The 22031-nt window shown below is 60.6% G+C and carries 19 protein-coding genes and 1 pseudogene; 11 read left to right on the top strand and 9 right to left on the bottom strand.

Going from position 1 to position 22031, the window contains the following annotated elements; all coding sequences use genetic code 11:
- Positions 1-30: 30 nt before the first annotated feature.
- Positions 31-1215, top strand: a pseudogene (locus tag V8J63_RS02235) (DUF3142 domain-containing protein).
- Positions 1202-3337 (top strand): hypothetical protein, encoded by a 2136-nt coding sequence (locus V8J63_RS02230; protein ID WP_130888847.1) that lies wholly within the window; start codon positions 1202-1204, stop codon positions 3335-3337. The pseudogene V8J63_RS02235 and the gene V8J63_RS02230 overlap by 14 nt, the downstream one beginning before the upstream one ends.
- On the opposite strand, the gene V8J63_RS02225 is transcribed toward V8J63_RS02230, so the two are convergent.
- A complete protein-coding gene (locus tag V8J63_RS02225; protein WP_130888846.1) occupies positions 3334-3963 on the bottom strand; it encodes a LysE family translocator in 630 nt (209 codons plus the stop codon). The genes V8J63_RS02230 and V8J63_RS02225 overlap by 4 nt on opposite strands.
- A 145-nt stretch (positions 3964-4108) precedes the next feature.
- Between V8J63_RS02225 and V8J63_RS02220 the strand changes: the two genes are divergently transcribed.
- A complete protein-coding gene (locus V8J63_RS02220) occupies positions 4109-4582 on the top strand; it encodes an Lrp/AsnC family transcriptional regulator (protein WP_024014870.1) in 474 nt (157 codons plus the stop codon).
- A gap of 100 nt (positions 4583-4682) precedes the next feature.
- On the opposite strand, the gene lpdA is transcribed toward V8J63_RS02220, so the two are convergent.
- Entirely contained in the window at positions 4683-6083 is a 1401-nt protein-coding gene (gene lpdA / locus V8J63_RS02215; RefSeq protein WP_336463496.1) for a dihydrolipoyl dehydrogenase, read from the bottom strand.
- 210 nt (positions 6084-6293) lie between these two features.
- Between lpdA and hflK (V8J63_RS02210) the strand changes: the two genes are divergently transcribed.
- The 5 genes from hflK (V8J63_RS02210) to cfaB all read left to right on the top strand — a co-directional run bounded on the left by hflK (V8J63_RS02210) (position 6294) and on the right by cfaB (position 13613).
- A complete protein-coding gene (gene hflK, locus V8J63_RS02210) occupies positions 6294-8255 on the top strand; it encodes a protease modulator HflK (protein WP_336463495.1) in 1962 nt (653 codons plus the stop codon).
- Positions 8252-9295, top strand: a complete 1044-nt coding sequence (hflC, locus tag V8J63_RS02205) for a protease modulator HflC (protein WP_130888843.1) — start codon at positions 8252-8254, stop codon at positions 9293-9295. The genes hflK (V8J63_RS02210) and hflC overlap by 4 nt, the downstream gene beginning before the upstream one ends.
- A complete protein-coding gene (gene hflK / locus V8J63_RS02200) occupies positions 9292-10341 on the top strand; it encodes a protease modulator HflK (RefSeq protein WP_130888842.1) in 1050 nt (349 codons plus the stop codon). Before hflC ends, hflK (V8J63_RS02200) begins: the two co-directional genes overlap by 4 nt.
- A complete protein-coding gene (locus V8J63_RS02195; protein WP_130888841.1) occupies positions 10338-12239 on the top strand; it encodes a cation-translocating P-type ATPase in 1902 nt (633 codons plus the stop codon). Before hflK (V8J63_RS02200) ends, V8J63_RS02195 begins: the two co-directional genes overlap by 4 nt.
- Positions 12240-12425: 186 nt before the next feature.
- The gene (cfaB, locus tag V8J63_RS02190; protein WP_125927529.1) at positions 12426-13613 is read left to right on the top strand and encodes a C17 cyclopropane fatty acid synthase CfaB; all 1188 of its coding nucleotides are present in this window, start codon (positions 12426-12428) and stop codon (positions 13611-13613) included.
- 10 nt (positions 13614-13623) lie between these two features.
- Here cfaB and cls read toward each other — a convergent pair whose 3' ends face one another.
- Positions 13624-15063, bottom strand: a complete 1440-nt coding sequence (cls, locus tag V8J63_RS02185) for a cardiolipin synthase (RefSeq protein ID WP_016772435.1) — start codon at positions 15061-15063, stop codon at positions 13624-13626.
- 131 nt (positions 15064-15194) lie between these two features.
- On the opposite strand from cls, the gene V8J63_RS02180 reads away from it, so the two are divergent.
- Positions 15195-15713 (top strand): DUF3617 domain-containing protein, encoded by a 519-nt coding sequence (locus V8J63_RS02180; protein ID WP_016772436.1) that lies wholly within the window; start codon positions 15195-15197, stop codon positions 15711-15713.
- 81 nt (positions 15714-15794) lie between these two features.
- Here V8J63_RS02180 and V8J63_RS02175 read toward each other — a convergent pair whose 3' ends face one another.
- The 5 genes from V8J63_RS02175 to V8J63_RS02155 all read right to left on the bottom strand — a co-directional run bounded on the left by V8J63_RS02175 (position 15795) and on the right by V8J63_RS02155 (position 19573).
- A complete protein-coding gene (locus V8J63_RS02175) occupies positions 15795-16670 on the bottom strand; it encodes a metal ABC transporter substrate-binding protein (RefSeq protein ID WP_016772437.1) in 876 nt (291 codons plus the stop codon).
- An 11-nt stretch (positions 16671-16681) separates the two neighbouring features.
- Entirely contained in the window at positions 16682-17551 is an 870-nt protein-coding gene (locus V8J63_RS02170; protein ID WP_130888840.1) for a metal ABC transporter permease, read from the bottom strand.
- The gene (locus V8J63_RS02165; RefSeq protein ID WP_130902816.1) at positions 17551-18219 is read right to left on the bottom strand and encodes a metal ABC transporter ATP-binding protein; all 669 of its coding nucleotides are present in this window, start codon (positions 18217-18219) and stop codon (positions 17551-17553) included. The genes V8J63_RS02170 and V8J63_RS02165 overlap by 1 nt, the downstream gene beginning before the upstream one ends.
- On the bottom strand, positions 18216-19112 hold the full coding sequence (gene folE2, locus V8J63_RS02160; RefSeq protein WP_336463494.1) for a GTP cyclohydrolase FolE2: 897 nt from the start codon (positions 19110-19112) through the stop codon (positions 18216-18218). The genes V8J63_RS02165 and folE2 overlap by 4 nt, the downstream gene beginning before the upstream one ends.
- A gap of 83 nt (positions 19113-19195) precedes the next feature.
- On the bottom strand, positions 19196-19573 hold the full coding sequence (locus V8J63_RS02155) for a glutamine synthetase (RefSeq protein ID WP_073470857.1): 378 nt from the start codon (positions 19571-19573) through the stop codon (positions 19196-19198).
- Positions 19574-19782: 209 nt separating this feature from the next.
- Between V8J63_RS02155 and zigA the strand changes: the two genes are divergently transcribed.
- Positions 19783-20988 (top strand): zinc metallochaperone GTPase ZigA, encoded by a 1206-nt coding sequence (zigA, locus tag V8J63_RS02150; RefSeq protein WP_123441886.1) that lies wholly within the window; start codon positions 19783-19785, stop codon positions 20986-20988.
- On the top strand, positions 20988-21638 hold the full coding sequence (locus V8J63_RS02145; protein WP_336463493.1) for a DUF1826 domain-containing protein: 651 nt from the start codon (positions 20988-20990) through the stop codon (positions 21636-21638). Before zigA ends, V8J63_RS02145 begins: the two co-directional genes overlap by 1 nt.
- Positions 21639-21641: 3 nt before the next feature.
- On the opposite strand, the gene V8J63_RS02140 is transcribed toward V8J63_RS02145, so the two are convergent.
- Positions 21642-21998, bottom strand: coding sequence for a hypothetical protein (locus tag V8J63_RS02140; RefSeq protein ID WP_016772443.1), 357 nt, complete (start codon positions 21996-21998; stop codon positions 21642-21644).
- Positions 21999-22031 lie beyond the last annotated feature (33 nt).

Here is a 22031-nt window from a genome sequence, read left to right as displayed (position 1 = left end):
CAGCCCTGTGGCTTCAGGGATTTTCAAGGTATGCGGTCTATTGCGGGTCTGATCTTTAGCGTCTTGCTGGCAGGTTGCGAGCAACACGTCGCGCCGGCCCTCGACCAGCAGCTCTACGTCTGGCAACGCCAATGGACACCTGCGCATGAGCCGGCATTGCGCGACAGTCGCCATGATTTCTCCACCCTGCGCGTGCTGGCGTTGCAGGCCTTTCCCGGCGAGCGGTGGAGCAGGGCGCGGGTTGATCCGGCGTTGTTGAAAGCTGATGGTCGCGCTCTGATCGCAGTGATTCGCCTCGATGGCCAGTTGCAGTCGCTGGACCAGCAGCAGGTCACCGAGCAGATTCTGCAGGTCATTGCCGATTGGCAAGCGCAAGGCCTCACGCTGAACGGTATCGAAATCGACCACGATGCCGGCAATGCACGGCTGCCCGTGTACGCTGAATTCCTCAAACACTTGCGTGCGGTCTTGCCGCCATCGTTGCCTTTGAGCATCACCGCGCTACCGGCCTGGCTCGATAGCGCGCAGTTGCCGGCGCTGTTGCGAAGCGTCGACAGCAGCGTGCTGCAAGTCCACGCCGTGAGCGATCCGCGACTGGGTCTTTTCGACGCCAGGCAGGCGTTGAAGTGGGCCAAGGCCTGGGCACATGTCAGCGACAAACCGTTCTATCTGGCGCTGCCGGCCTACGGCGTTGCGCTGTTGAGCGATGACGGTGGCGCGCCGGTAGTGGAAAGCGAAGTGCAACTGGAGCGCGGCGGGCAGCGCCGGGAGTTGCTCGCCGATCCGCAGCAACTCAGCCAATTGGCCAAGACTTTGCGCGAGGATCCGCCTGAGCATTTGACCGGTTTGATCTGGTTTCGCCTGCCGCTGGCCAACGATCGTCGCGCCTGGAGCCTGGCTACTTTACGCGCGGTGGCTCGCGGAGATGTGCTGAACAGTTAGTTGCGCCTGTCATTCAAAGAGCAGGGCGGTTTGTATGACATCCAGCTCGATAACCGCGGCAATCTCGACAGCCCGTGGCCCGCGCAAATCACCCTAAAGGCGCGGGATTGTGCAGGCGCCGATGCGCTCACCGGTTACTCGTTGCAACAAAGTGCCAATCTGCTTACCTTCACCCGCCTGCGTGACGGCCGCTTGCCGGCGGGCGGACAGCGCGCTGTCGGTTGGGCGCGTTGTGCACATATTGATCAAGGAGGTTCGCATGTTGACCCGTAACTGGCCCCGCCATCTGCTTTGCCTGAGCCTCAGCCTGCCGCTGGGGTCGGCGCTGGCCTGCGGCCCGGACTTCCCGATGCGCCTGCTCGACAACCGCGCGCAGACCCTCGCCGATCTGCCCGAAGGCAGTTTCAGCTTCGAAGTCAGTCGCCTCGGTAAAACCATTGCCGGGCTGAAAAATGTCACAGCGGCGACCCACAACCCCAACGATTATGCCGAAGACAACGCGTCAGAACTGGCGCGCGAACAGGCTGAGCAGGTGGGCCTGAGCGTCGAGCAATACGCTGTGGTCAAGCGCCTGCGCGGGCTCAGCGATGCACGTCAGGCCGAGGAACAGGGCGCCAGTCTGCCGGTGGAAATCCGCTTGTACGTCGCCGGCGCGGTGGCCTTTGCCACTGGCGACCATCAATTGGCCACGGAGTATTTCAACAAGGTGCTGGCGCTGCCGGCAGACCAGCGTCCGTTGCGCAGCACGTGGGCGGCGTATTCCCTCGGGCGCATCGCCTTTGCCATGAGCAACGCGGCACACGATCGCATCGAAGCGCTGGAACAGGCGCGCGATGCCTTTCGCCAGGCACGGCAACTGAGCATCGACGGCTTCAGCGATCCGCTGGAACTGGGCGTTGCCAGCCTTGGTGAAGAGGCGCGGGCGTTGCGCAGCGCGGGCGACTGGAGCGGCGCCATCGAACTGTACGAAGCACAGAACCTGCACGGTTCGTCCGTCGGTTACACCTCGCTCAAGCAACTGATGAACGAACTGGCCGAATTGCCGGAATCTCAACTGGCCAAACTGCTCCAGCAGCCAGCAGTGCAGCAACTGGTCACGGCGTCGCTGGTCAGCCGTCAGGGCTGGTCTTTCGGTGAGCAGCCGGCGAATGAAAAGAAACTCGTCACACTCCTGCAAAACAGCACCCGTGGCAGCCTCGACAATGCCGATCGACTGGCGGCGATGAGTTATCAACAGGGCGACTACGCGTCTGCCAAGGCCTTTCTGGTAAACGCCGAGGACGGCGGACTGGCCTGGTGGCTGCGGGCAAAACTGGCAGTGCGTGACGGCGACACGACTGCCGCTGCCGCCGCCTACGCCAAAGCCGCCCAGGCCTTTCCGCAGAATGAAGACTGGGGTTATCGCCGCACGCCGGACTGGGCGTTTGAAACGGTGCAGCCAAAATGCCGGGTCGAGGGCGAAAGCGCGATCCTGGCGCTGCAACGCGGCGAATACCTGCAAGCGTTCGTGCAGCTGTATCGCAGCAACAGCCTTTACTGGTTCGATGCCGCCACCGTTGCCGAGCGGGTGCTGACGGTCGATGAGCTCAAGCAGTACGTCGATGAGAATGTGCCGGCGCCGCCGCCATTGACGCAGCAGGAGCGCGACAACTATGTGCCGCTGTCGGTGGCCGCCAATCTGCGCAATCTGCTCGGTCGACGCTTGCTGCGTGAGGGGCGATACGAGGAAGCGGTCGGTTATTTCGCCAGTGACGATCTGCAGCACAAGGCCCGGCTCTATGGCGAGCAACGGCTCAAGGCCGAGTCGGCGTGGTGGCCGAGCAAACGCGCCAGTGCGTTGTACAACGCCGCATGGACGGCCCGGGAGTGGGGCATGGACATCCTCGGTTATGAGATGGCGCCTGATTACGCCACCTTCGGCGGCAATTACACGCTGGAGAGCACGAAGCTGGATGTCGGCCCGCTGATTTCAGCGGCGGAAGTGCAGCGCCAGCAGGCCAGCGCCGCGCAACCGGATCAGCGTTATCACTATCGTTTTGTCGCCACGGCACTGGCCAGTCGCGCCGCCGATAACCTGCCGCACACCAGTCAGGCGTTTGCTGCGGTGTTGTGCAATGCCGCCGGCTGGAACAGCAGCCTTGAAGACCAGAGTGCGCTGTATCAGCGCTACGTCAAGGAAGGCCCTTATGTGCCGTGGGCGCAAGACTTCGGCAATCAATGCCCCTACCCGGATTTTGAGAATGCCGACAAGCGCTACGTCACCCAGGTGACCGATGCCGTGCGTGAAACGCTGCGACCGTACAAGTGGCCGGTGCAGATCGGCGCGATCATCCTGGTCGCTGTTGCTGCGTTACTGCTTATCACCCGTCGTCAGCGCAAGGTGCGCAAAGGCTAGGCCTGTTGAATGAAGCTCAGGCGTACGGCGAAGCCAATCAACAGACTGCCGAACAGCCATTGCTGAGCGCGCTGGGCGGTTGGACTGTGTTGCAGCCAACGGCCCAGTGCCGCGCCGGTCATGGCGACAACACTGTCGAACAGCAGGCCGACGCTGACCAGCACCAGGCCGAGCACGGCGAACTGTGTCAGCACCGGCGCGCCGTCGCTGACGATAAACTGTGGCAACAGCACTGAGCAGAACAGCAGCGCCTTGGGATTAAGCAGGTTGGTCAGCAAACCGCGACGGATCGCACCGCGCCACTGGCCGTGGGCAGGTACCTGCTCTTGGGCTTGCAGGCTCGGCACCAGCGAGCTGCGAAAACACTGGATGCCGATCCACATCAGATAGGCCGCGCCGGCGATGCGCACCACGTCAAACGTCCACGGCGCCGTTTTGAACAGCGCCGCCAGCCCCAATGCCGCCAGTGCCACGTGGCAGCCGCGGGCGATGGCCAGGCCCAGCGCGGTGGCCAGCGCCGCACCTCGACCTTGCCGCGCACCGGTTTGCAACAGCAGGATCATGTCCGGTCCCGGCAGTAGCAGAACCACAGCCAGCGTCAAAATATACAGCCACAGACTTGCCACATCACACCCCCTTTCGTTGTTGATCTGCTCGCGCCAGTCTAGAGCGAGAGGGCAGGGCAGGTGCTTGCGTAGTCGGCTTCAATTGTTCGCAGCTTTGGCATAACCTGCTGGTTTTCAACCGTCAGACTATCGGGATCTGCCAAAGATGAAACTCGACGCCTATGACCGCAAGATTCTCGCCGCGCTGCAACGCAACGGGCGTTTGAGCAATGTCGAGCTGGCGGAAGAAATCGGCCTGTCGGCCTCACCGTGCCTGCGCCGGGTACGCATGCTGGAAGAGGCGGGGGTGATCCGAGGCTACCAGGCCAATCTGGATCGCGATGAAGTCGGGCTGGGGCTGACGGTGTTTGTCGGGGTCAAGGTCGAGCGGCACAACGAAGAACGCGCCGAGGCTTTTTATGCGGCCGTCACTGCGTTGCCTGAGGTGGTCTCAGCGTTTCTGGTGTCCGGCGAATCGGACTTTTTGTTGCAGGTAGTGGTGCCTGACTTGCGCGCTTATGACCGCTTTGTCAGCGCGCACCTGCTGAAACTGCCGGGGGTGAGCGATATTCGCAGCAACTTTGCCATTCACACGGTGAAAGCGCCGGGGGCGTTGCCGTTAGGCCATCTGCCGCTGTAGACCGGGTGGCGCCATTCGCGAGCAGGCTCGCTCCCACAGGGGGAACGCATTCCAAAGTGGGAGCGAGCCTGCTCGCGAAGACGGCGGCAAGGTTTGGAACCTACATCTGCGTCGCCATCCCCTCGACATTCATCGCTGCCTGACGCAACGCTTCCGAACGCGTCGGGTGCGGATGGCAGGTCAGGGCAATGTCCTCGGCCGAGGCGCTGAACTCCATCGCCACACAGAATTCGCCGATCATCTCGCTCACGCTCGGCCCGACCAGATGCACGCCAAGCACTTCGTCCGTGCGCTCGTCGGCGAGGACTTTGGCAAAGCCTTCTGTTTCGTGATTGATCTTCGCCCGGCTGTTGGCGGTGAAAGGAAACTTGCCGACCTTGTAGGCACGGCCCTCGGCCTTGAGCTGTTCTTCGGTCTGGCCGACGCTGGCCAGCTCCGGTTGGGTGTAGATGACGTTGGGGATCAGCGCGTAATTGACCTCGCCAGCCTTGCCGTGGATCTGCTCGACGCAGGCCATGGCTTCGTCTTCAGCCTTGTGCGCGAGCATCGGGCCGGACGTGACGTCGCCGATCACCCAGACCCCGGCGGCTTCGGTGCGATGTTGCTTGTTGGCGAGCATGCCGCGTTTGTCGGTACTCAGGCCGACGTTCTCCAGCCCCAAGCCTTGGGTGTACGGGCGGCGCCCGATGGCTACCAACACATAGTCGGCTTCGATCAGCTCAGCCGTGCCACCGGCGGCAGGCTCGACGCTAAGCTGCACGCCTGTGGCGGAGCTGGTGGCACTGGTGACCTTCGAGCTCAGTTTGAAGGCGATGCCTTGCTTGCTCAGCGCGCGCTGCAAGGTCTTGCCGGCCTCGCCATCGACGCCGGGGCAGATGCGATCAAGGTATTCGACCACGGTGACCTGCGCGCCGAGTCGGCGCCATACCGAACCCAGCTCCAGGCCGATCACCCCGGCACCAATCACTACCAGATGTTTGGGCACCTCACTCAACGACAGCGCGCCGGTGGAATCGAGGATGCGCTGGTTGTCGATCTCGACGCCAGGCAGGGGAGTGGGCTCAGAACCAGTGGCAATAATGATGTCCTTGGCGCTGAGTTCGCTCTTGTTGCCTTGGGTGTCGGTCACCGTCACTTTGCCCGGGCCGTCGATATGGCCCCAACCCTTGATCCAGTCGACCTTGTTCTTGCGAAACAGAAATTCGATGCCCTTGGTCAGGCCGGCGACGCTTTCGTCCTTCTGCTTCATCATCTGCGCAAGGTTCAGCTTCGGTTCGACCTCGATGCCGAGATTGGCGAACTCCGTGCCCACCGCAGCGGCGTACAGCTCCGACGCGTGCAGCAAGGCTTTGGACGGCATGCAACCGACGTTCAGACAGGTGCCGCCGAGGGTTGCACGTCCTTCGACGCAAGCGGCCTTGAGCCCGAGCTGGCCGGCGCGGATCGCTGCGTTATAACCGCCGGGGCCACCGCCCAGAATTACCACGTCATAGTTGCTCATGCGCTTGCTCCAGATTGCTCTATGGGGATAGCCAAGATTAGTCGCGATAAAAATTATGTACGTAATATGAGCTTTGCCGGACATTCCGGTCAAGGCTTCAGGCAAGCGACAGCTGCGGCATCCTTGAATAAGCATAATTGTGTACGAATATTTCACAGTTTGCGTTATATCGTAACGCTATGAACGCAGAGCCTATATTTTCGGGGTGTTATGCAAGTCGATCTTGAGTTGGACGCCACGCCAGTCACCGGGCTGCCGCGCTTTCAGCAGGCAGCCGTGCAGTCACGCAAATTGCGTCGGTTGGCGTATGGACTCGGCGCAGTGGCCGCGTCGGGCTGGGTGCTGGCTTTTTTCGTCGGCCTGTTTGCGCCGCAATCCCTGTGGTTGCCGTTGTTGGTCAATCAGGGCGCAGCGTTGCTGGCACTGGTCGCCGGCCTGCAATCGGCGTGGTGGGTGACGCGATGGCGCGCGCGGGTAATGCATCCGCCCGCTTCGCAATCGACCGTCGTGGAGGAGGGCGCCGCAGCCGAGGGCTGGTACGAAAGGCTGCTGGAGCGATTGAGTCAGCAGAGCCGCCATCTGCTTGGACATATCGGTGCGCCGACGTTGTGGCTCGGCGGCTGGGCGTTGCTGGTTCTGCTTGGTATTGAGCAGGTGTGGAATCTCACGCTGCCTGCGGCGGCCTTGGGGCTGTTGGCGAGCATCGGTGCGGCATTGGCGTTGTTGCTGGCGTTTGCCCTGCTGGTGCTGGAGCGGCACCTGGCGCAGGAACCGCCGGCGCAATGGCCGGAAGCGGCTGCGCTGGCGCAACTGACCCGGGTGGTGATCATCACCCTGTTGATCGGTGCGCTGTGTCTGTTGTTTGCCAGCGAAAGCGCAGTCTGGCCGGTACGCGTGGCGGTGCTCAGCGCAGTCCTGCCAATGTTGGTTGCCGGCGAACTGCTGTTGCGCGCGTTACTGTCTGTCTTCAGCCCGCGGCGTGAACAAATGGAACCGACCCTGCTCGCGCGCAGTTTTATCGCCGATATGCTGCGCTGGCCGCCGCAGCCGTTACTGGCGTTGCAGCATGAAATGCACAATCGGTTCGGCATCGATCTGCGCCATATCTGGGCCTTCAGTTACATGCGCCGGGCCTTGTTGCCGGTGTTGGCGGTGGTCGCCCTGAGCGGTTGGCTGCTGAGCGGCGTACATGAAATTCCCCTGCAAGGTCGCGGCATCTACCAGCGCTTCGGGAAACCGGAACAGGTTTTCGGCCCGGGTCTGCATAGCGGCTTGCCTTGGCCATTCGGGCGTGTGATTTCCGTTGAAAACGGTGTGGTTCATGAACTGGCAACCAGTGTCGGCGACAAGCCAATCGCCGTGCAGTCCGATTCCGCTGAAGGCCCGGCGCCGCTGACCGCCAACCGTTTGTGGGACGCCAGCCACGTCAACGACAAATCCCAGGTCATCGCCAGCAGCCGCGGCGCGCAACAGGGCCTGCAAATCGTCAACATGGACGTGCGCTTCGTTTATCGCATCGGTTTGAACGACGAGGCGGCACTCGCCGCGACTTATAACAGCGCCGATGTACCGACACTGATTCGCAGCACCGCCAGCCGCATCCTGGTTCACGATTTTGCCTCGCGCACCCTCGACGGTCTGCTCGGCGACGACAGGACAGGGCTGGCCGAGGAAATCGGTCGCGCAGTGCAAAGGGATCTGAACAGATTGAATAGTGGCGTGGAGATCCTTGCCACAGTCGTCGAAGCGATTCATCCACCGGCCGGCGCGGCGAATGCCTATCACAGTGTGCAAGCGGCGCAGATCGGCGCGCAGGCGTTGATCGCTCGCGAACGCGGGGCGGCTGCGCAGGCCACTAACGAGGCGCAGTTGCAGGCGAGTACGGCGCGGGATCAGGCAACGGCCAATGCGCGGGAGATCAATGCCGCTGCGCAAACCGCCGACCTGAAATTCAGCGCCGACCAGAAAGCCTTCGCCAGTGCTGGCCAGGCCTTCGTGCTGGAGCAATATCTCAGCCAGCTCAGTCAGGGCTTGAGTAAAGCCAGGTTGCTGATACTCGATCATCGACTTGGCGGGAGCGCAAATGCGCCAACCATCGATCTGCGTACTTTCACACTGCCGACTGATCCGTCGCCCGCCCGTACCACCGCTCAACCAGGAGCCACCCATTGAGCCAGTCGCCTGTTCATGACGTTCACGACCACAGCGGCCACGACCACGGCCACGGCGGGCATCACCATCATCATGGTCATCACCACCATCACGGCGAGGTGCCAGAAGTCGGACCATTTCCGTGGCGGCGTATGGGCTGGGCTGCGTTGCTGGTGGCGTTTGCCATTGCCGCCGCAAGTCTGGTGCAAGTGCGCTCCGGTGAAGCCACGGTCATCACCCGTTTCGGTAATCCTTCGCGGGTATTGCTTGATCCCGGTTTGAGCTGGCGCTGGCCGGCACCGTTCGAAGCGGCAATCCCGGTGGACTTGCGTCTACGTACCACCTCAAGTGGTTTGCAGGACGTCGGCACCAAGGACGGTTTGCGCATCATCATTCAGGCCTACGTGGCGTGGCAGGTGCAGGGTGATCCTGAACACGTGCAGCGTTTCATGCGTGCCGTGCAGAATCAGCCGGACGAAGCGGCGCGGCAGATTCGAACCTTTGTCGGCTCAGCGCTGGAGACCACGGCCAGCAGTTTCGATCTGGCGAATCTGGTCAACACTGATGCCAAACAAGTGCGCATCGGCGATTTTGAAACGCAGTTGCGTCAGCAGATCGATCAACAGTTGCTTGCTACATATGGCGTGCGCGTTGTGCAGGTGGGTATCGAGCGTTTGACTTTGCCATCGGTCACGCTCAGCGCCACGGTCGACCGCATGCGTGCCGAGCGTGAAACCATTGCTACGGAACGTACAGCGATCGGCAAACGCGAAGCGGCGCAAATTCGCTCCGCCGCCGAGCGCGATGCGCGGATCGTCCAGGCCGATGCGACGGTGAAAGCCGCCGATATCGAAGCGCAATCCCGGGTCGAGGCTGCGCAGATTTATGGGCGCGCTTACGCCAGTTCGCCGCAGCTTTACAACTTGCTGCGCTCCCTCGATACCCTCGGCACCATCGTCACGCCGGACACCAAATTGATTCTGCGCACCGATGCCGCACCTTTCCGCGTATTGGTCGACGGCCCACCGACGCTCGACAACAAAGCTGGATCGCAGCCATGAGCGAAGAAGTTCCACGTGGAACACATGCGTTGAACAGTCCGTGGATTCAGGCCGGTCGTCTGACCTTCATCGCCCTGTATGCGATCACTGTTTTGGCCGCACTGGCATGGGTGTTCTCGAATGTCCGGCAGATTGATCCGCAGAACCGCGCCGTGGTGCTGCACTTCGGCGCGCTGGATCGCGTTCAGAATGCCGGGCTGTTATGGGCGTGGCCGCAACCCTTTGAACAGGTGGTTCTGTTGCCGGCGGCGGATCGGATGATCGAGCGCCGAGTGGAAAATCTGTTGCGCAGTGACGAGGCGTTGACGGCTGACCGGGTGGCGTCCTTCGCCACGCCATTGAGTGATGCACTCGCCGGGTCTGGTTATTTATTGACCGGCGATGCCGGCGTAGTGCAACTGGACGTGCGAGTGTTTTACCAAGTCTCCGATCCCTATGCGTTCGTGTTGCAGGGCGAACATGTGCTGCCAGCACTCGATCGGTTGGTGACGCGCAGCGCCGTGGCCCTGACCGCCGCGCGAGATCTCGACACCATTCTGGTCGCTCGCCCGGAACTGATCGGCGCCGACAATCAGGCGGCCGAGCGTCGTGAGCGATTGCGCGGTGATCTGGTGCAAGGCATCAACGCGCGACTCGCTGAACTGAAGGCGAGCGGCCAGGGTATTGGCATTGAGGTGTCGCGGGTGGATGTGCAATCAAGTCTGCCGGAGCCAGCGGTCAGTGCCTTCAATGCGGTTCTGACGGCCAGTCAGCAGGCTGACAAAGCAGTGGCTAACGCGCGCACCGATGCCGAGAAACTTGCCCAGTCCGCCAACGAACAGGCAGACCGCACGCTCCAGGTGGCTCACGCGCAGGCAGGCGAGCGTCTTGCAAAAGCCTCGACCGATACCGCAACCGTCTCGAGTCTGGCCACGTCTACCGACCCGCAAATGCTCCTGCGTCTGTATCGCGAGCGCATACCGAAGATCTTGGATCAGGCCGGGTCGGTCACCACCGTCAATCCGAAAGACGATTCCCGGTTGATCATTCAAGGAGCCAGTCAATGACGGCGACCACCGCTGCCCCAGGCCTGTTGTCCTCGGCCGAACAACGTCGCGCCGCGCGCCAATTGACCCTGGCGATGCTTGCGCTCGGATTGCTGGGTCTGGGGTTGCTCTGGCGCTGGATGCTCCCGGAGCAAATCGGTGTCAGCCAGTTGCTGCTCGGTTTCGCCTCGTTGCTGGTAGCGGTTCCGGTGATGCGGTCGGCTTGGTACAGCCTGCGTTACCCAAGCCTGCACGGCATCACCGATCAGTTGATCGCGCTGGCCATGCTCGGTGCCTGGGCGACCGGTGATCTGCTCACTGCGGCGTTGTTGCCGATCATCATGATCTTCGGCCATGTGCTTGAGGAGCGCAGCGTGATCGGCTCCCAGGAAGCGATCAATGCGCTTGGCCAGTTGACCCGCAGCCATGCGCGCAAGCTGCAAGCAGATGGTTCGATCATCGAAGTGGACAACGGCACGCTCAGCGCTGGCGATGTTGTCGAGGTGCGGGCCGGTGATCGGGTGCCGGCGGACGGTCGGATCTTATCGGGGCAGGCGAGCCTTGATACCGCGTCGATTACCGGTGAGTCGGTTCCGGTGGAAGCCGGCGTCGGCATGCTGGTGTTCGGCGGCGCGATCAACCTCGATGGATTGCTGCGCGTCGAAGTCACTCGCACCGGCGACGAATCCACTTTGGGCAAAGTCATCGCCCTGATGCAAAACGCCGAGCGCTCGAAACCGCCGATCACGCGATTGCTCGAACGCTATGCCGGCAGCTACATGGTGCTGGTCTTGTTGCTGGCGGCGGTAACCTGGTTCGTCACTCATGATGCGCAATCAATGCTCGCGGTATTGGTGGCGGCGTGTCCGTGTGCGTTGGTGCTTTCGGCGCCGGCCACGGCGATTGCCGGTGTCGCCGTCGCCGCGCGTCACGGGATTCTGATTCGCAGCTCGGCGTTCCTCGAAGAACTCGCCGATCTGACCTCGCTGGTGGTCGACAAGACCGGCACGCTGACTTACGGCACCTTGCGTTTGCAGTCGATCGACAGCCTGAATGCGGACACGGCCGAAGTGCAGACACTGGCCGCCAGTCTTGGCGCGGCGAGCAGTCATCCGGTGAGCCGGGCACTCGCCGGGATGGCCGATCAGGAAGCCTATTGGCCTCTGACCAACATCCATGAGCGCCAAGGCCTGGGCGTAGTTGCGATGACAGGGAAGGGCGAAGCTGCGCTTGGTCGTCCAGAGTTGTTCGCGCAACTGGGCATCACAACGACCCTCGTTCCTGACCACGATGGCCCGATTGCCGGCCTGGCTTTGAACGGTGAATTCCTCGCCTGGCTGCTGCTAGCAGACAGCATCAAACCCGAAGCGCGCTTCGCCTTGAACGAGTTACGCGAACTGGGGCTGGGACGCCAACTCCTGTTGACCGGTGATCGTCAGAGCGTTGCACTGACCCTGGCGCAGGAAGTCGGGCTGAACGAAGTCCAGGCGCAAGCGCTTCCGGAGGACAAACTCAATCGCGTGCTCAAGGAAATCGATCACGGCTTTCGTCCGATGGTGGTAGGCGACGGCATCAACGATTCGCTCGCGCTCAAGGCCGGCGTGGTCGGCGTGGCGATGGGCGCTGGCGGGGCCGACATTGCCTTGGCGTCGGCGGACATCGTTTTGATCGGCAGCGACTTGCGTCGCCTCGGTACTTGCGTGCGCTTGAGTCGTCAGTGCCGGCGTACTTTGCAGGTCAACGTGATTATCGGCCTCGGCTGGACGCTGGCTATCGTGGTCTTCGCGGCGTTCGGTTGGCTTGGCGCGGCCGGGGCAATGATCGCGGCGCTGCTGCATAACCTGAGCACCCTGTTGGTGTTGGGCAACGCCGGACGTTTGCTGCGCTTTCAGGAGCCATTGCTCAGGCTCGACGCTTAGGCTAAATGAAAGAAAATTCATCGAACCGCCGAGTGCGCAGGCAGTCATCTATCGTAAGGCGCGTCGCCCGTGGCGTTCAGCCGATGTGCCGATCACGATAGACAAGGCCGATCGAATCGATAGCCTGCTATTTTTCCAGGTTGGTCTACCCTCAGATCAGACGTCTGAAACAAGGGGGGATTTTCCATGCTCGCGCAACTTCCACCGGCCTTACAGAATCTGCAGTTACCGCTTCGCCTGCGACTCTGGGACGGCCACGAGTTCAATCTGGGCCCGACGCCCAGCGTAACCATCGTCGTCAAGGACCCGCAGATGGTTACTCAATTCACCCACCCAAGCCTGGATGCGCTGGGTGCGGCGTTCGTCGAAGGCAAGCTGGAACTGGAGGGCTCGATCAGCGAGGTCATCCGGGTTTGCGATGAATTGAGCCATGCGCTGCTCGACGAAGACGAAGAGAGTCAGCCGGTGCGTGCGCATCACGACAAAGACACCGACGCCAAAGCCATTTCCTATCACTACGACCTGTCGAATGCGTTCTACCAGCTCTGGCTGGATAGCGACATGGCGTATTCCTGTGCCTATTTCGAAACCGGTAGCGAAACCCTCGAACAGGCGCAGCAAGCCAAATTCCGCCATCTGTGCCGCAAGCTGCGCTTGCAGCCGGGCGAATATTTGCTGGATGTTGGCTGCGGTTGGGGCGGTCTGGCACGGTATGCGGCGCGAGAGTTCGGCGTAAAGGTGTTCGGTATTACTTTGAGCAAGGAGCAGTTGGCGCTGGCGCAGGAGCGGGTCAAGGCCGAGGGTCTGGAAGATCAGGTCGAACTGCAATTGCTCGACTATCGCGATCTGCCGCAGGACGGCCGCTTCGACAAGGTTGTCAGCGTCGGCATGTTCGAACACGTTGGCCATGCCAATCTCGCCGAGTATTGCGCAACGCTGTTTGGCGCGGTGAAGGAGGGCGGCCTGGTGATGAACCACGGCATCACCGCCAAACACACCGATGGCCGCCCGGTTGGACGCGGCGCAGGCGACTTTATCGAAAAGTACGTGTTCCCCAACGGCGAGCTGCCGCATCTGGCGATGATCTCAGCCGAGATCAGTGAAGCCGGGCTGGAAATCGTCGATGTCGAAAGCTTGCGCTTGCACTACGCGCGCACGCTCGATCACTGGAGTGAGCGACTGGAGGATAACCTCGAAGCTGCGGCGAAACTGGTGCCTGAGCAAGCACTGCGTATCTGGCGTCTGTATCTGGCCGGTTGCGCGTATGCCTTTGCCCGGGGCTGGATCAATCTGCATCAGATCCTCGCCGTGAAAGCGCATCCGGATGGCAGCCACGAACTGCCCTGGACCCGCGACGACATCTACCACCCCTGAAACGGGGCGCTCAGAGTATCGGCGAAATCAGCCGGGCGATCCGCATGCCGACCTGTTGCAGGCGGTGGATCTCCCGGCTTTCTTCTTTGGCCACCTCATCGGCTTGGGCGAAATCGTCATTGAGCATGTGTTCCACGGCGGCGGCGAACTCACTGTCGACGGTCAGCAACATCACTTCGAAATTCAGGCGGAACGAGCGATTATCCAGGTTGGCGCTGCCGATGGCGCTGATTTCGCTGTCGATCAGCACGACTTTCTGATGCAGAAAACCCGGTCGATAGCGGAACACCCGCACGCCGGCACGCACCGCTTCAAAGGCATACAGGCTTGAGGCGGCATAGACGATGCGATGATCAGGCCGCGACGGCAACAACAGGCGCACATCGACGCCACGCAACACCGCCAGCCTCAATGCCGCGAACACCGCTTCGTCCGGGACGAAGTAAGGGCTGGTGATCCATACGCGTTGTGTTGCTGCGTGAATGGCTTCGACGAAAAACAGCGAGCAGGTTTCGTAGGCATCCGCCGGGCCGCTGGCGAGCAATTGGCAAAGCACGCCGTCCTCCGGATACGCATCCGGAAGGATCAACGGCGGCAGAGTACGAGCAGCCCAGAACCAATCTTCGGCGAACGATTCCTGCATGCAGGCCACCACCGGCCCGCGGACTTTGACGTGGGTGTCACGCCACGGCGCCAATGGTGGCTTCTCACCCATGTATTCATCGCCGACGTTATGCCCGCCGACAAAGCCGACTACGCCATCAACCACAACGATTTTGCGGTGGTTGCGGAAGTTGACCTGAAAGCGGTTGAGCCAGCCGCTGCGCGTGGCAAAGGCTTTGACCTCGACGCCGGCATCACGTAGCGCCTGCACGTAATGATGGGGCAGGGCATGGCTGCCGATGCGGTCGTAGAGCAAATGAATTGATACGCCTTCGGCGGCTTTCTTCAACAGCAAATCACGCAAGCGCTGGCCGAGCCGATCGTCGTGAATGATGAAGAACTGGATCAGCACGGCTTCCTTCGCTTGTGCGATCGCCTGAAAAATCGCATCGAAGGTCGCGGTGCCGTTCACCAGCAGTTGCACCTCGTTGTTCGCCAGGCACGGCATGCGCCCCAGTTTCGGCATTGCGCGCAGTGAGGCGTAGGCACTCGACGCGCGAGCGGCCAAGGCTTCTTCCACCCACGGGCGCCAGTTCAATTCGGAAATGGCCAGACGCATCTGCTCGTTGGCCTGGCGCCGCGCCTTGATGTAGCCATCGAAGGTGCTGCGACCAAATACCAGATATGGAATAAGCGTGAGGTAGGGAATGAAGATCAGCGACAATGCCCAGGCGATCGAGCCTTGCGCAGTGCGCACGGTGAGCACCGCATGGATCGCAGCGATCGAACCGAGTGTGTGCAACAGGGCGATCAGGTAACCGAAAATGTGCGGTCCGAAAAAATCCATGGGGCAGCCTTGCTCCGCGAGATGCAATGCTTAACAGACCATGTTCTGCGGCGAATGTCTCTATTTAATCGGTGCATGAACCGACGCAACCGGCCGGCGTCTAACGGCCACAACTGATCAGGAGTTACTCGATGAACGTTCGTCTGCTGGGTTTGGCGCTGGGCCTGGGTTTGGCATTGCCGGTGGTTGCGCAGGCGCAAATGCTGCAGCCGGGGTTGTGGGAAATGTCTTCGAGCAATCTGAAGGTCGATGATCAGGCCATGGATGTGCAATCGATTCTTGGCCAGATTCAAGGCCAGATCACCCCGCAGCAGCGCGCGGCGCTGGAGAAAAACGGCATCAACATCGGCGGCAAAGGCATCCGCGCTTGCCTGACGCCGCAGCAGGTGGCGACTAACGACATCCCGTTGGCCGACCCGCAATCGGGCTGCAAGCAGCAGATCACCGAGCGCACCGGCAACCAGTGGAAATTCCGCTTCAGCTGCCCGAAAGCCCAGGGCACAGGCGTGGCGACGTTCCTCAGTGACCGCGAGTTCACCACCGTTGCCAATGGCACCTTCAACGCTATCGGCATCAACCAGAAGGGCAGCCTGGAAACCCGTGCGGTGTGGCTGGGTCAGGATTGCGGCACGGTAAAACCCCGCGCTTGAAACCTCTGCGACGCCCACAGTTGGAACCCATTCCAACTGTGGGCGAGCCTGCTCGCGAATAGATCGGAAGTGCACCTCAGGTCATGGCTGACTCAACGCCTTGTACAGCGTATTGAGGTTGTATTCGAACAGCCCGGTAAATGTGCTCGCAGGCCCGGTGGAAGCCAGTGCATCCGAGTACAGCGTGCCACCGATGTGTGCGCCGCTTTCATCCGCGATCTGCTTGAGCAGACGCGCGTCCTTGATGTTTTCCATGAACACCGCTTTGACCTTGGCCTGGCGAATCTGCCTGATCAGCGCAGCCACTTCGGCGGCGGACGGCTCGCGCTCGGTGGACAAACCCTGTGGCGCGATAAAGTCGATGCCATAGGCCTGACCTAAATAGCCGAAGGCATCATGGCTGGTAACAATCTTGCGATTGCCCGGCGGCAGCGCGCCGAGTTTGTTTTTGGCTTCGGCGAGCAGGGCATAGATCTGCTTGAGGTAGGTCTGGCTGTTGCGCTCGTAGTCAGCCTTGTTGGCCGGGTCGGCGGCGATCAGCGCCTTGGTGATGTTGGCGACGTACAACTCAGCGTTCGCCAGATTGTGCCAGGCGTGTGGATCCGGAACGGTTTCGCCATCTTCATCGAGCGAACGTGGAATCACCCCGCGACTGGCACTGATCACCGTTGCCTTGCTGTCGGTGCTGGTCACCAGGCGATCCAGCCAAGGTTCGAAACCGAGGCCGTTCTTGATGATCACTTTGGCTTTGAGCAACGCCTTGGCATCGTCCGGTGTCGGCTCGTAGGTGTGCGCATCGGCGTCCGCGCCGACCATGTTGGTGATCTCAACGTGCTCGCCGCCGACCTGATGAACCATGTCGGCAAGGATGCTGAAGCTGGTGACCACCGGCAGTTTTTCGGCGGCTGACAAGGACATCGACAGCATCAGGCTGAACAGCACGAGTAGAGCGCGCATCGGGAAACACCTCATTGGGATGTGAGCAAAGGCGGGCGGCGCAGCAAACCGTGAACCGGTCCGAACACCACCGACAGCAGATAGCCGACCCCCGCGACCAGCACGATGGCCGGGCCGCTGGGCAGCGAGTAGTAGAACGACAGCAGCAAGCCGAGCCACACAGACACGCAGCCCATGACCGCGGCGATGGCGATCAGTAGCGGTAGGCGGCGACTCCAAAATTTCGACGCAGCAGCCGGAAGCATCATCAGGCCGACAACCATCAGTGCGCCGATGGCCTGAAAGCCGATCACCAGATTCAGCACGACCAGAGTCAGGAACACGCCATGAGCCAGTGGTCCGAGACGACTGACCGTGCGCAAGAACAATGGGTCCAGTGTGTCCAGCAGCAGAGGTTTGTAGATCGCCGCCATCGCCATGAGGCTGACCGCCGAGACCCACAGCATGCCGGTCAGTGTCGGCCCGTCTACGGCCAACGCTGAGCCGAACAGCAAGTGCAGAAGGTCGAGGCGCTTGCCGGCGATGCCAAGGATCAAAACGCCGCTGGCCAGTGAGATCGGATAGATCGCGGCGAGGCTGGCATCTTCTCGCAACCCCGTTCGCCGGGTGATCCAAGCCGCGAGTCCGGCCATGCTCAGACCGGCTCCCAAGCCACCGAGGGTGAGTGCGGGAAGACTCAAACCGGCAAACCAGAATCCCAGCGCTGCACCAGGGAGAATACCGTGCGCGACGGCGTCACCGATCAAGCTCATACGTCTAAGAATCAAAAAAACACCCAAGGGCGCCGTGCTGCACGCCAGCACCAGACCACCGAGCAGGGCGCGGCGCATGAACACGAATTCGCTGAACGGCTGCCAGAAATGGCTGACGGTGGCGAGCATCAGGCGACCTGCATGTGCGGTGTTGGCTGGATCAGTTCTCTGCTGGTTCCGTACACGCAGTGGCCGTTTTTGATCAGCAGGGTATGCGGAATTTGTTGGCGGACAGCCGCCAGGTCATGGCAGACCACAAGCAGTGTCCGGCCCTCGGCGTGCCAGTGGTGAATGTGTTGCCAGAGCAATTGCTGGCCGAGTTCGTCGAGTGCGGCGTGCGGTTCGTCCAGCAACAGCACCGGGGCGTCAGCAAGGCTCAGTCGCGCGAGCAGGGCACGTTGTAGCTCACCGCCGGACAGGGCCATCAACGGACGCTGTTCGAGCCCACTCAAATGCCAGTCTTCCAATGCGTTTTTCAGTCGCTGCGTGCGCAGCTGTGTCGAGAGCCGACGGCCCCAGAAACCTGCGGCGATGAGCTCTTCGAGGCTGATTGGAAACTGCCGATCCAAATGTTGCTGTTGCGGCAGAAAGGAAATGCCGCTTTGGCGTGGAACAGCCATTTCCACCTTGCCGGCCAAGGGCTTCTGCAAACCGGCGATGACTTTCAGCAGACTGCTTTTGCCGCAGCCGTTGGCGCCGATGATTGCGGTCAGGCTGGCGCTTTCGAACTCAAGACTCAAAGGCGTCGTCAGCGGTTGGCCGGGTGCGCCCCAGACCAAGGATTGGCAGCGGATCATTTTTGCTCCCGTCGCCAGCTGCTTTCGACGACGGCGTCATGGGCATGCAGGCTTTCGGCGTGGATCACGCGGATGTGGAATTGGTTGATGCCGGGCGTGCGCTGCAGTGCCAGATTGAGGCGGCGCGCGGCGTCTTCGCAGAACATCAGGTTTTGCCCATTGGCGAGTGCGAAGGCTTGCTCGTCGGGGCGCTTTACTGCGGTCTGTACGGCGGTGCCGAGGGCCGCTTCAGCGTCATTGATAATCGCGGTCAGCGGTAGCTCGTCGATGAAACTGTCGAGATGCAGGTGCAGTTGCGCATAGCTGCGTTGGCTGTGCGGCGTCGCTACGATCCCTTTGGTTGAGCCAAGCCATGCCAAAACATCTGCGTGTTGCAGAGCCTTGTTGGCGAAATCGTCGACGAATTGCTGCTGGATCAATTGCCTTGCCAAGGCTGCGGAGCATGGGCACGTCGAGGAATAGGGCAGTTCAATTTTTAGTTCCACGTGGAACATTTGCTGTTTCAGGCTCGCTGAAATGGACGCTGGATAGGATTTCCACCCGGCCAAGGGGCTGACTAACGCTGGCCGTTTCAGCAACAATTCGGTGTGAATATTCAGATACGCGCAGGCGGATAGACCTTGATGGCTTGTCAGAAAACACTTGAGTACCTCATGTAGCAAAGCGGGAGAAAGGCTTCGCTGTTCGAGGGTTTCGAGTGCCAGATACAAGCGCGACATGTGAATACCACGCGCTTCACCATCGTCGAGACTCACGCCAGCGTCGACTCTGGCGCTGAGGCATTGGCCTTCAAGCACAACGGGTAGAGCAATCCCACGCATGCCTACCCAGTCGAGGGGCAGTGCCAAGCGTGCAGATTGGGCGGCGATATCCGGGAGAATAAGAGCATTCATGGTTGAGACCGTCGTATTGATCTCTATTTACGTTACATTATAACAATACATTCAGCGATGCTTTTTTCATGAAAAGGATTTCACTAGCAGCCCGTCATCCGGCTGCAAGTGAACCTTGCGCTGCTCCCTCCCGAGCTGGAGAAGCGGTTGATGGTTGTCCAGCCGACACGGCGGGTATAGCCAACCCAAGCCTCGCCATCGGAGGCAATACCGGTAAAAAAGGTCAATTGGCCGAAGCGGCTGTTGGTCTGCGCCCAATAGCGATGGCCGTCCTTCTCGAATCCGCGCAGGTAAAGCGTGGTGCCTACCGTATTGACGCTATAGGCATTGCCGTCGACGTCTACACACGCCAGCAGATTAGCGCTGCGTGTGCAGTGCGCCGGCCCCGGCATGTGCGCCTGTGCTTGGCTGGCCAGCGACATGGCAAAGCTCAAAAGCAGGCATTTCAACCCCTTGTTCATTGCGAGTTTCCACGATCGGTGGTGCAGCAATTTGCGAAATCTCCTCTGCCGGACTGGCAAAATCAAGGTGTTATACTATAACATAAATCGCAACTAGCCTGAGCTGCCGATCACAATCGTATGCCTTCTTTGACCCGGTTAAATGAAGCGCAACACGCCAAGCGCACACCTAAAAGCGCAAATCGGCTGCCATTTATGAGGATTATCCAATGTCAGCCAAATTGCCCGTCACCGTACTTTCAGGATTTCTCGGTGCCGGAAAAAGTACACTTTTGAATTACGTACTACGTAACCGAGACGGCTTGCGCGTTGCGGTGATCGTCAACGATATGAGCGAGATCAACATCGATGGCAGTGAAGTCCAGCGCGATGTCAGCCTGAACCGCGCTGAGGAAAAACTCATCGAAATGAGCAATGGCTGTATCTGCTGTACGTTACGTGAAGATTTACTGGAAGAAGTCAGCAAACTCGCCCGCGAGGATCGTTTTGATTACCTGCTGATCGAATCCACCGGCATTTCCGAACCGCTTCCGGTCGCTGAAACCTTCACCTTCCGCGATGAACAGGGACAAAGCCTCGCCGACATTGCTCGCCTGGATACCATGGTCACCGTGGTCGACGGTGTGAATTTCCTGCTCGATTACCAGGCGGCCGAAAGTCTTGCCTCTCGCGGCGAGATTCTCGGTGAAGAAGACGAGCGCTCCATCACCGATCTGTTGATCGAGCAGATCGAGTTCGCCGACGTCCTGCTGATCAGCAAAATCGACCTGATCAGCCAGCACGAGCGTGAAGAACTCACCGCCATCCTCAAGCGCCTCAATGCCCAGGCTGAAATCATTCCAATGGTGATGGGCGAAATCCCCCTGGAGAAAATCCTCAACACCGGTCGTTTCGATTTCGATCAGGCCGCACAAGCGCCCGGATGGCTACAGGAATTGCGCGGTGAGCACGTCCCGGAAACACAGGAATACGGCATCGCCTCGACGGCCTACCGCGCGCGCCGGCCATTTCACCCGCAACGCTTCTTCAGCTTCATCGATCGGCCTTGGCTGAACGGCAAGCTGCTGCGCTCCAAAGGCTTCTTCTGGCTCGCCAGCAAACCCACCGATGCCGGTAGCTGGTCCCAGGCCGGTGGCTTGATGCGTCATGGATTCGCCGGTCGCTGGTGGCGTTTCGTGCCAAAGAATCAATGGCCCGAAGATCAGGAAAGCGCCCAGGCGATCATGGGAAACTGGATTCCAAGCGTAGGAGATTGCCGCCAGGAGCTGGTTTTCATCGGTCAGAACATAGATTTCCTACAGCTCTCCGCCGAACTCGATGCCTGTCTGCTGACCGACGAAGAAATGGCCATGGGTGTAGAAGGCTGGCGTTCGCTGCCTGATCCATTCGGCCCTTGGCACGAAGAGGCCGCCTGATGCTCGCACTCCAAGATCAGTCGCTTCTTACCCGTCAGCAGTACCAGGGTGTGACACCGCAAACGTTGACGCGAATCCTGGAAGACCAGACCAATCTCGCCGTCTGGCAGCGCCAGCTACCCGTGCACATTGCCGATTTTGCGCAATTGGTGCTGTCACTCAACGAGCCCTTGGCCGAGTCGCTGTGTCTGGAATTGCCCGACGAAGATGCCGAACCGGATCTCGCCGGTCTGGCTGCAGGGCTGCGTGATCTGCAAGGTTTCGAAGGTTTCGTGAGCGATCTTAAATGGCTGATCAGTGCCTTCGCCTGCCTGCTCGGTGCGCGGCGTATCGGCGTGCGTTTGCGTGTGCTGGACAAGGCCATGTGTCCGCGCTTCCACGTCGATCACGTGCCGGTGCGCTTGATCACTACTTACGCTGGCATCGGCAGCCAATGGCTTGAGGAGGGCGTGATGGATCGTCTGCAACTTGGCCAGGCCGATGCCGAACCGCAAGATCCAGCGTCGATTCGCCAGCTCAACAGCGGCGACGTCGCGTTGCTCAAAGGCGAAAAGTGGCACGGCAATGAAGGCTTTGGCCTGATCCATCGTTCGCCGCAACCGGCGCCCGGTGAGCGCCGTCTGCTACTGACCCTCGACTGGCTCGGCTGAAACTCAGGGCTTGCGCCAGGCGCCCTGGCTCTGGCCTTCGCAATACGGCTTGAGATACGCCGCATCAGTGGCCACGCCGTAATAGTGGATATCCTGGCGATAGGGCATATTGGCGACTTGCGCGTTGCTGCACACGCCGAAAGCGCCGCTGGGGCACTGGTCGACGTATTGCACCTCGACCTTCTGCCCGGCCAGCGTTGGTTGGCAGAAGCCATCATTGAACAATTTCTGCGGAATCGTCCGGTTCTGCTGACAGACTTTGACGTCGAGCCGTTCGCCCTGTGTGTGCACCACGCAGGCCTGAGCCCACGCTTCACTCGACAGCAGCGCCAACAGCAACGACCATCCCGACCAGCGCATCTTCGATCTCCTCAATAACTGTCCGCAGAAAGT

It is taken from the genome of Pseudomonas sp. CCNWLW23 (assembly GCF_037095675.1).
Classification (GTDB): Bacteria; Pseudomonadota; Gammaproteobacteria; order Pseudomonadales; family Pseudomonadaceae; genus Aquipseudomonas; species Aquipseudomonas atacamensis.
This window is presented reverse-complemented; position numbering and strand designations above follow the sequence as displayed.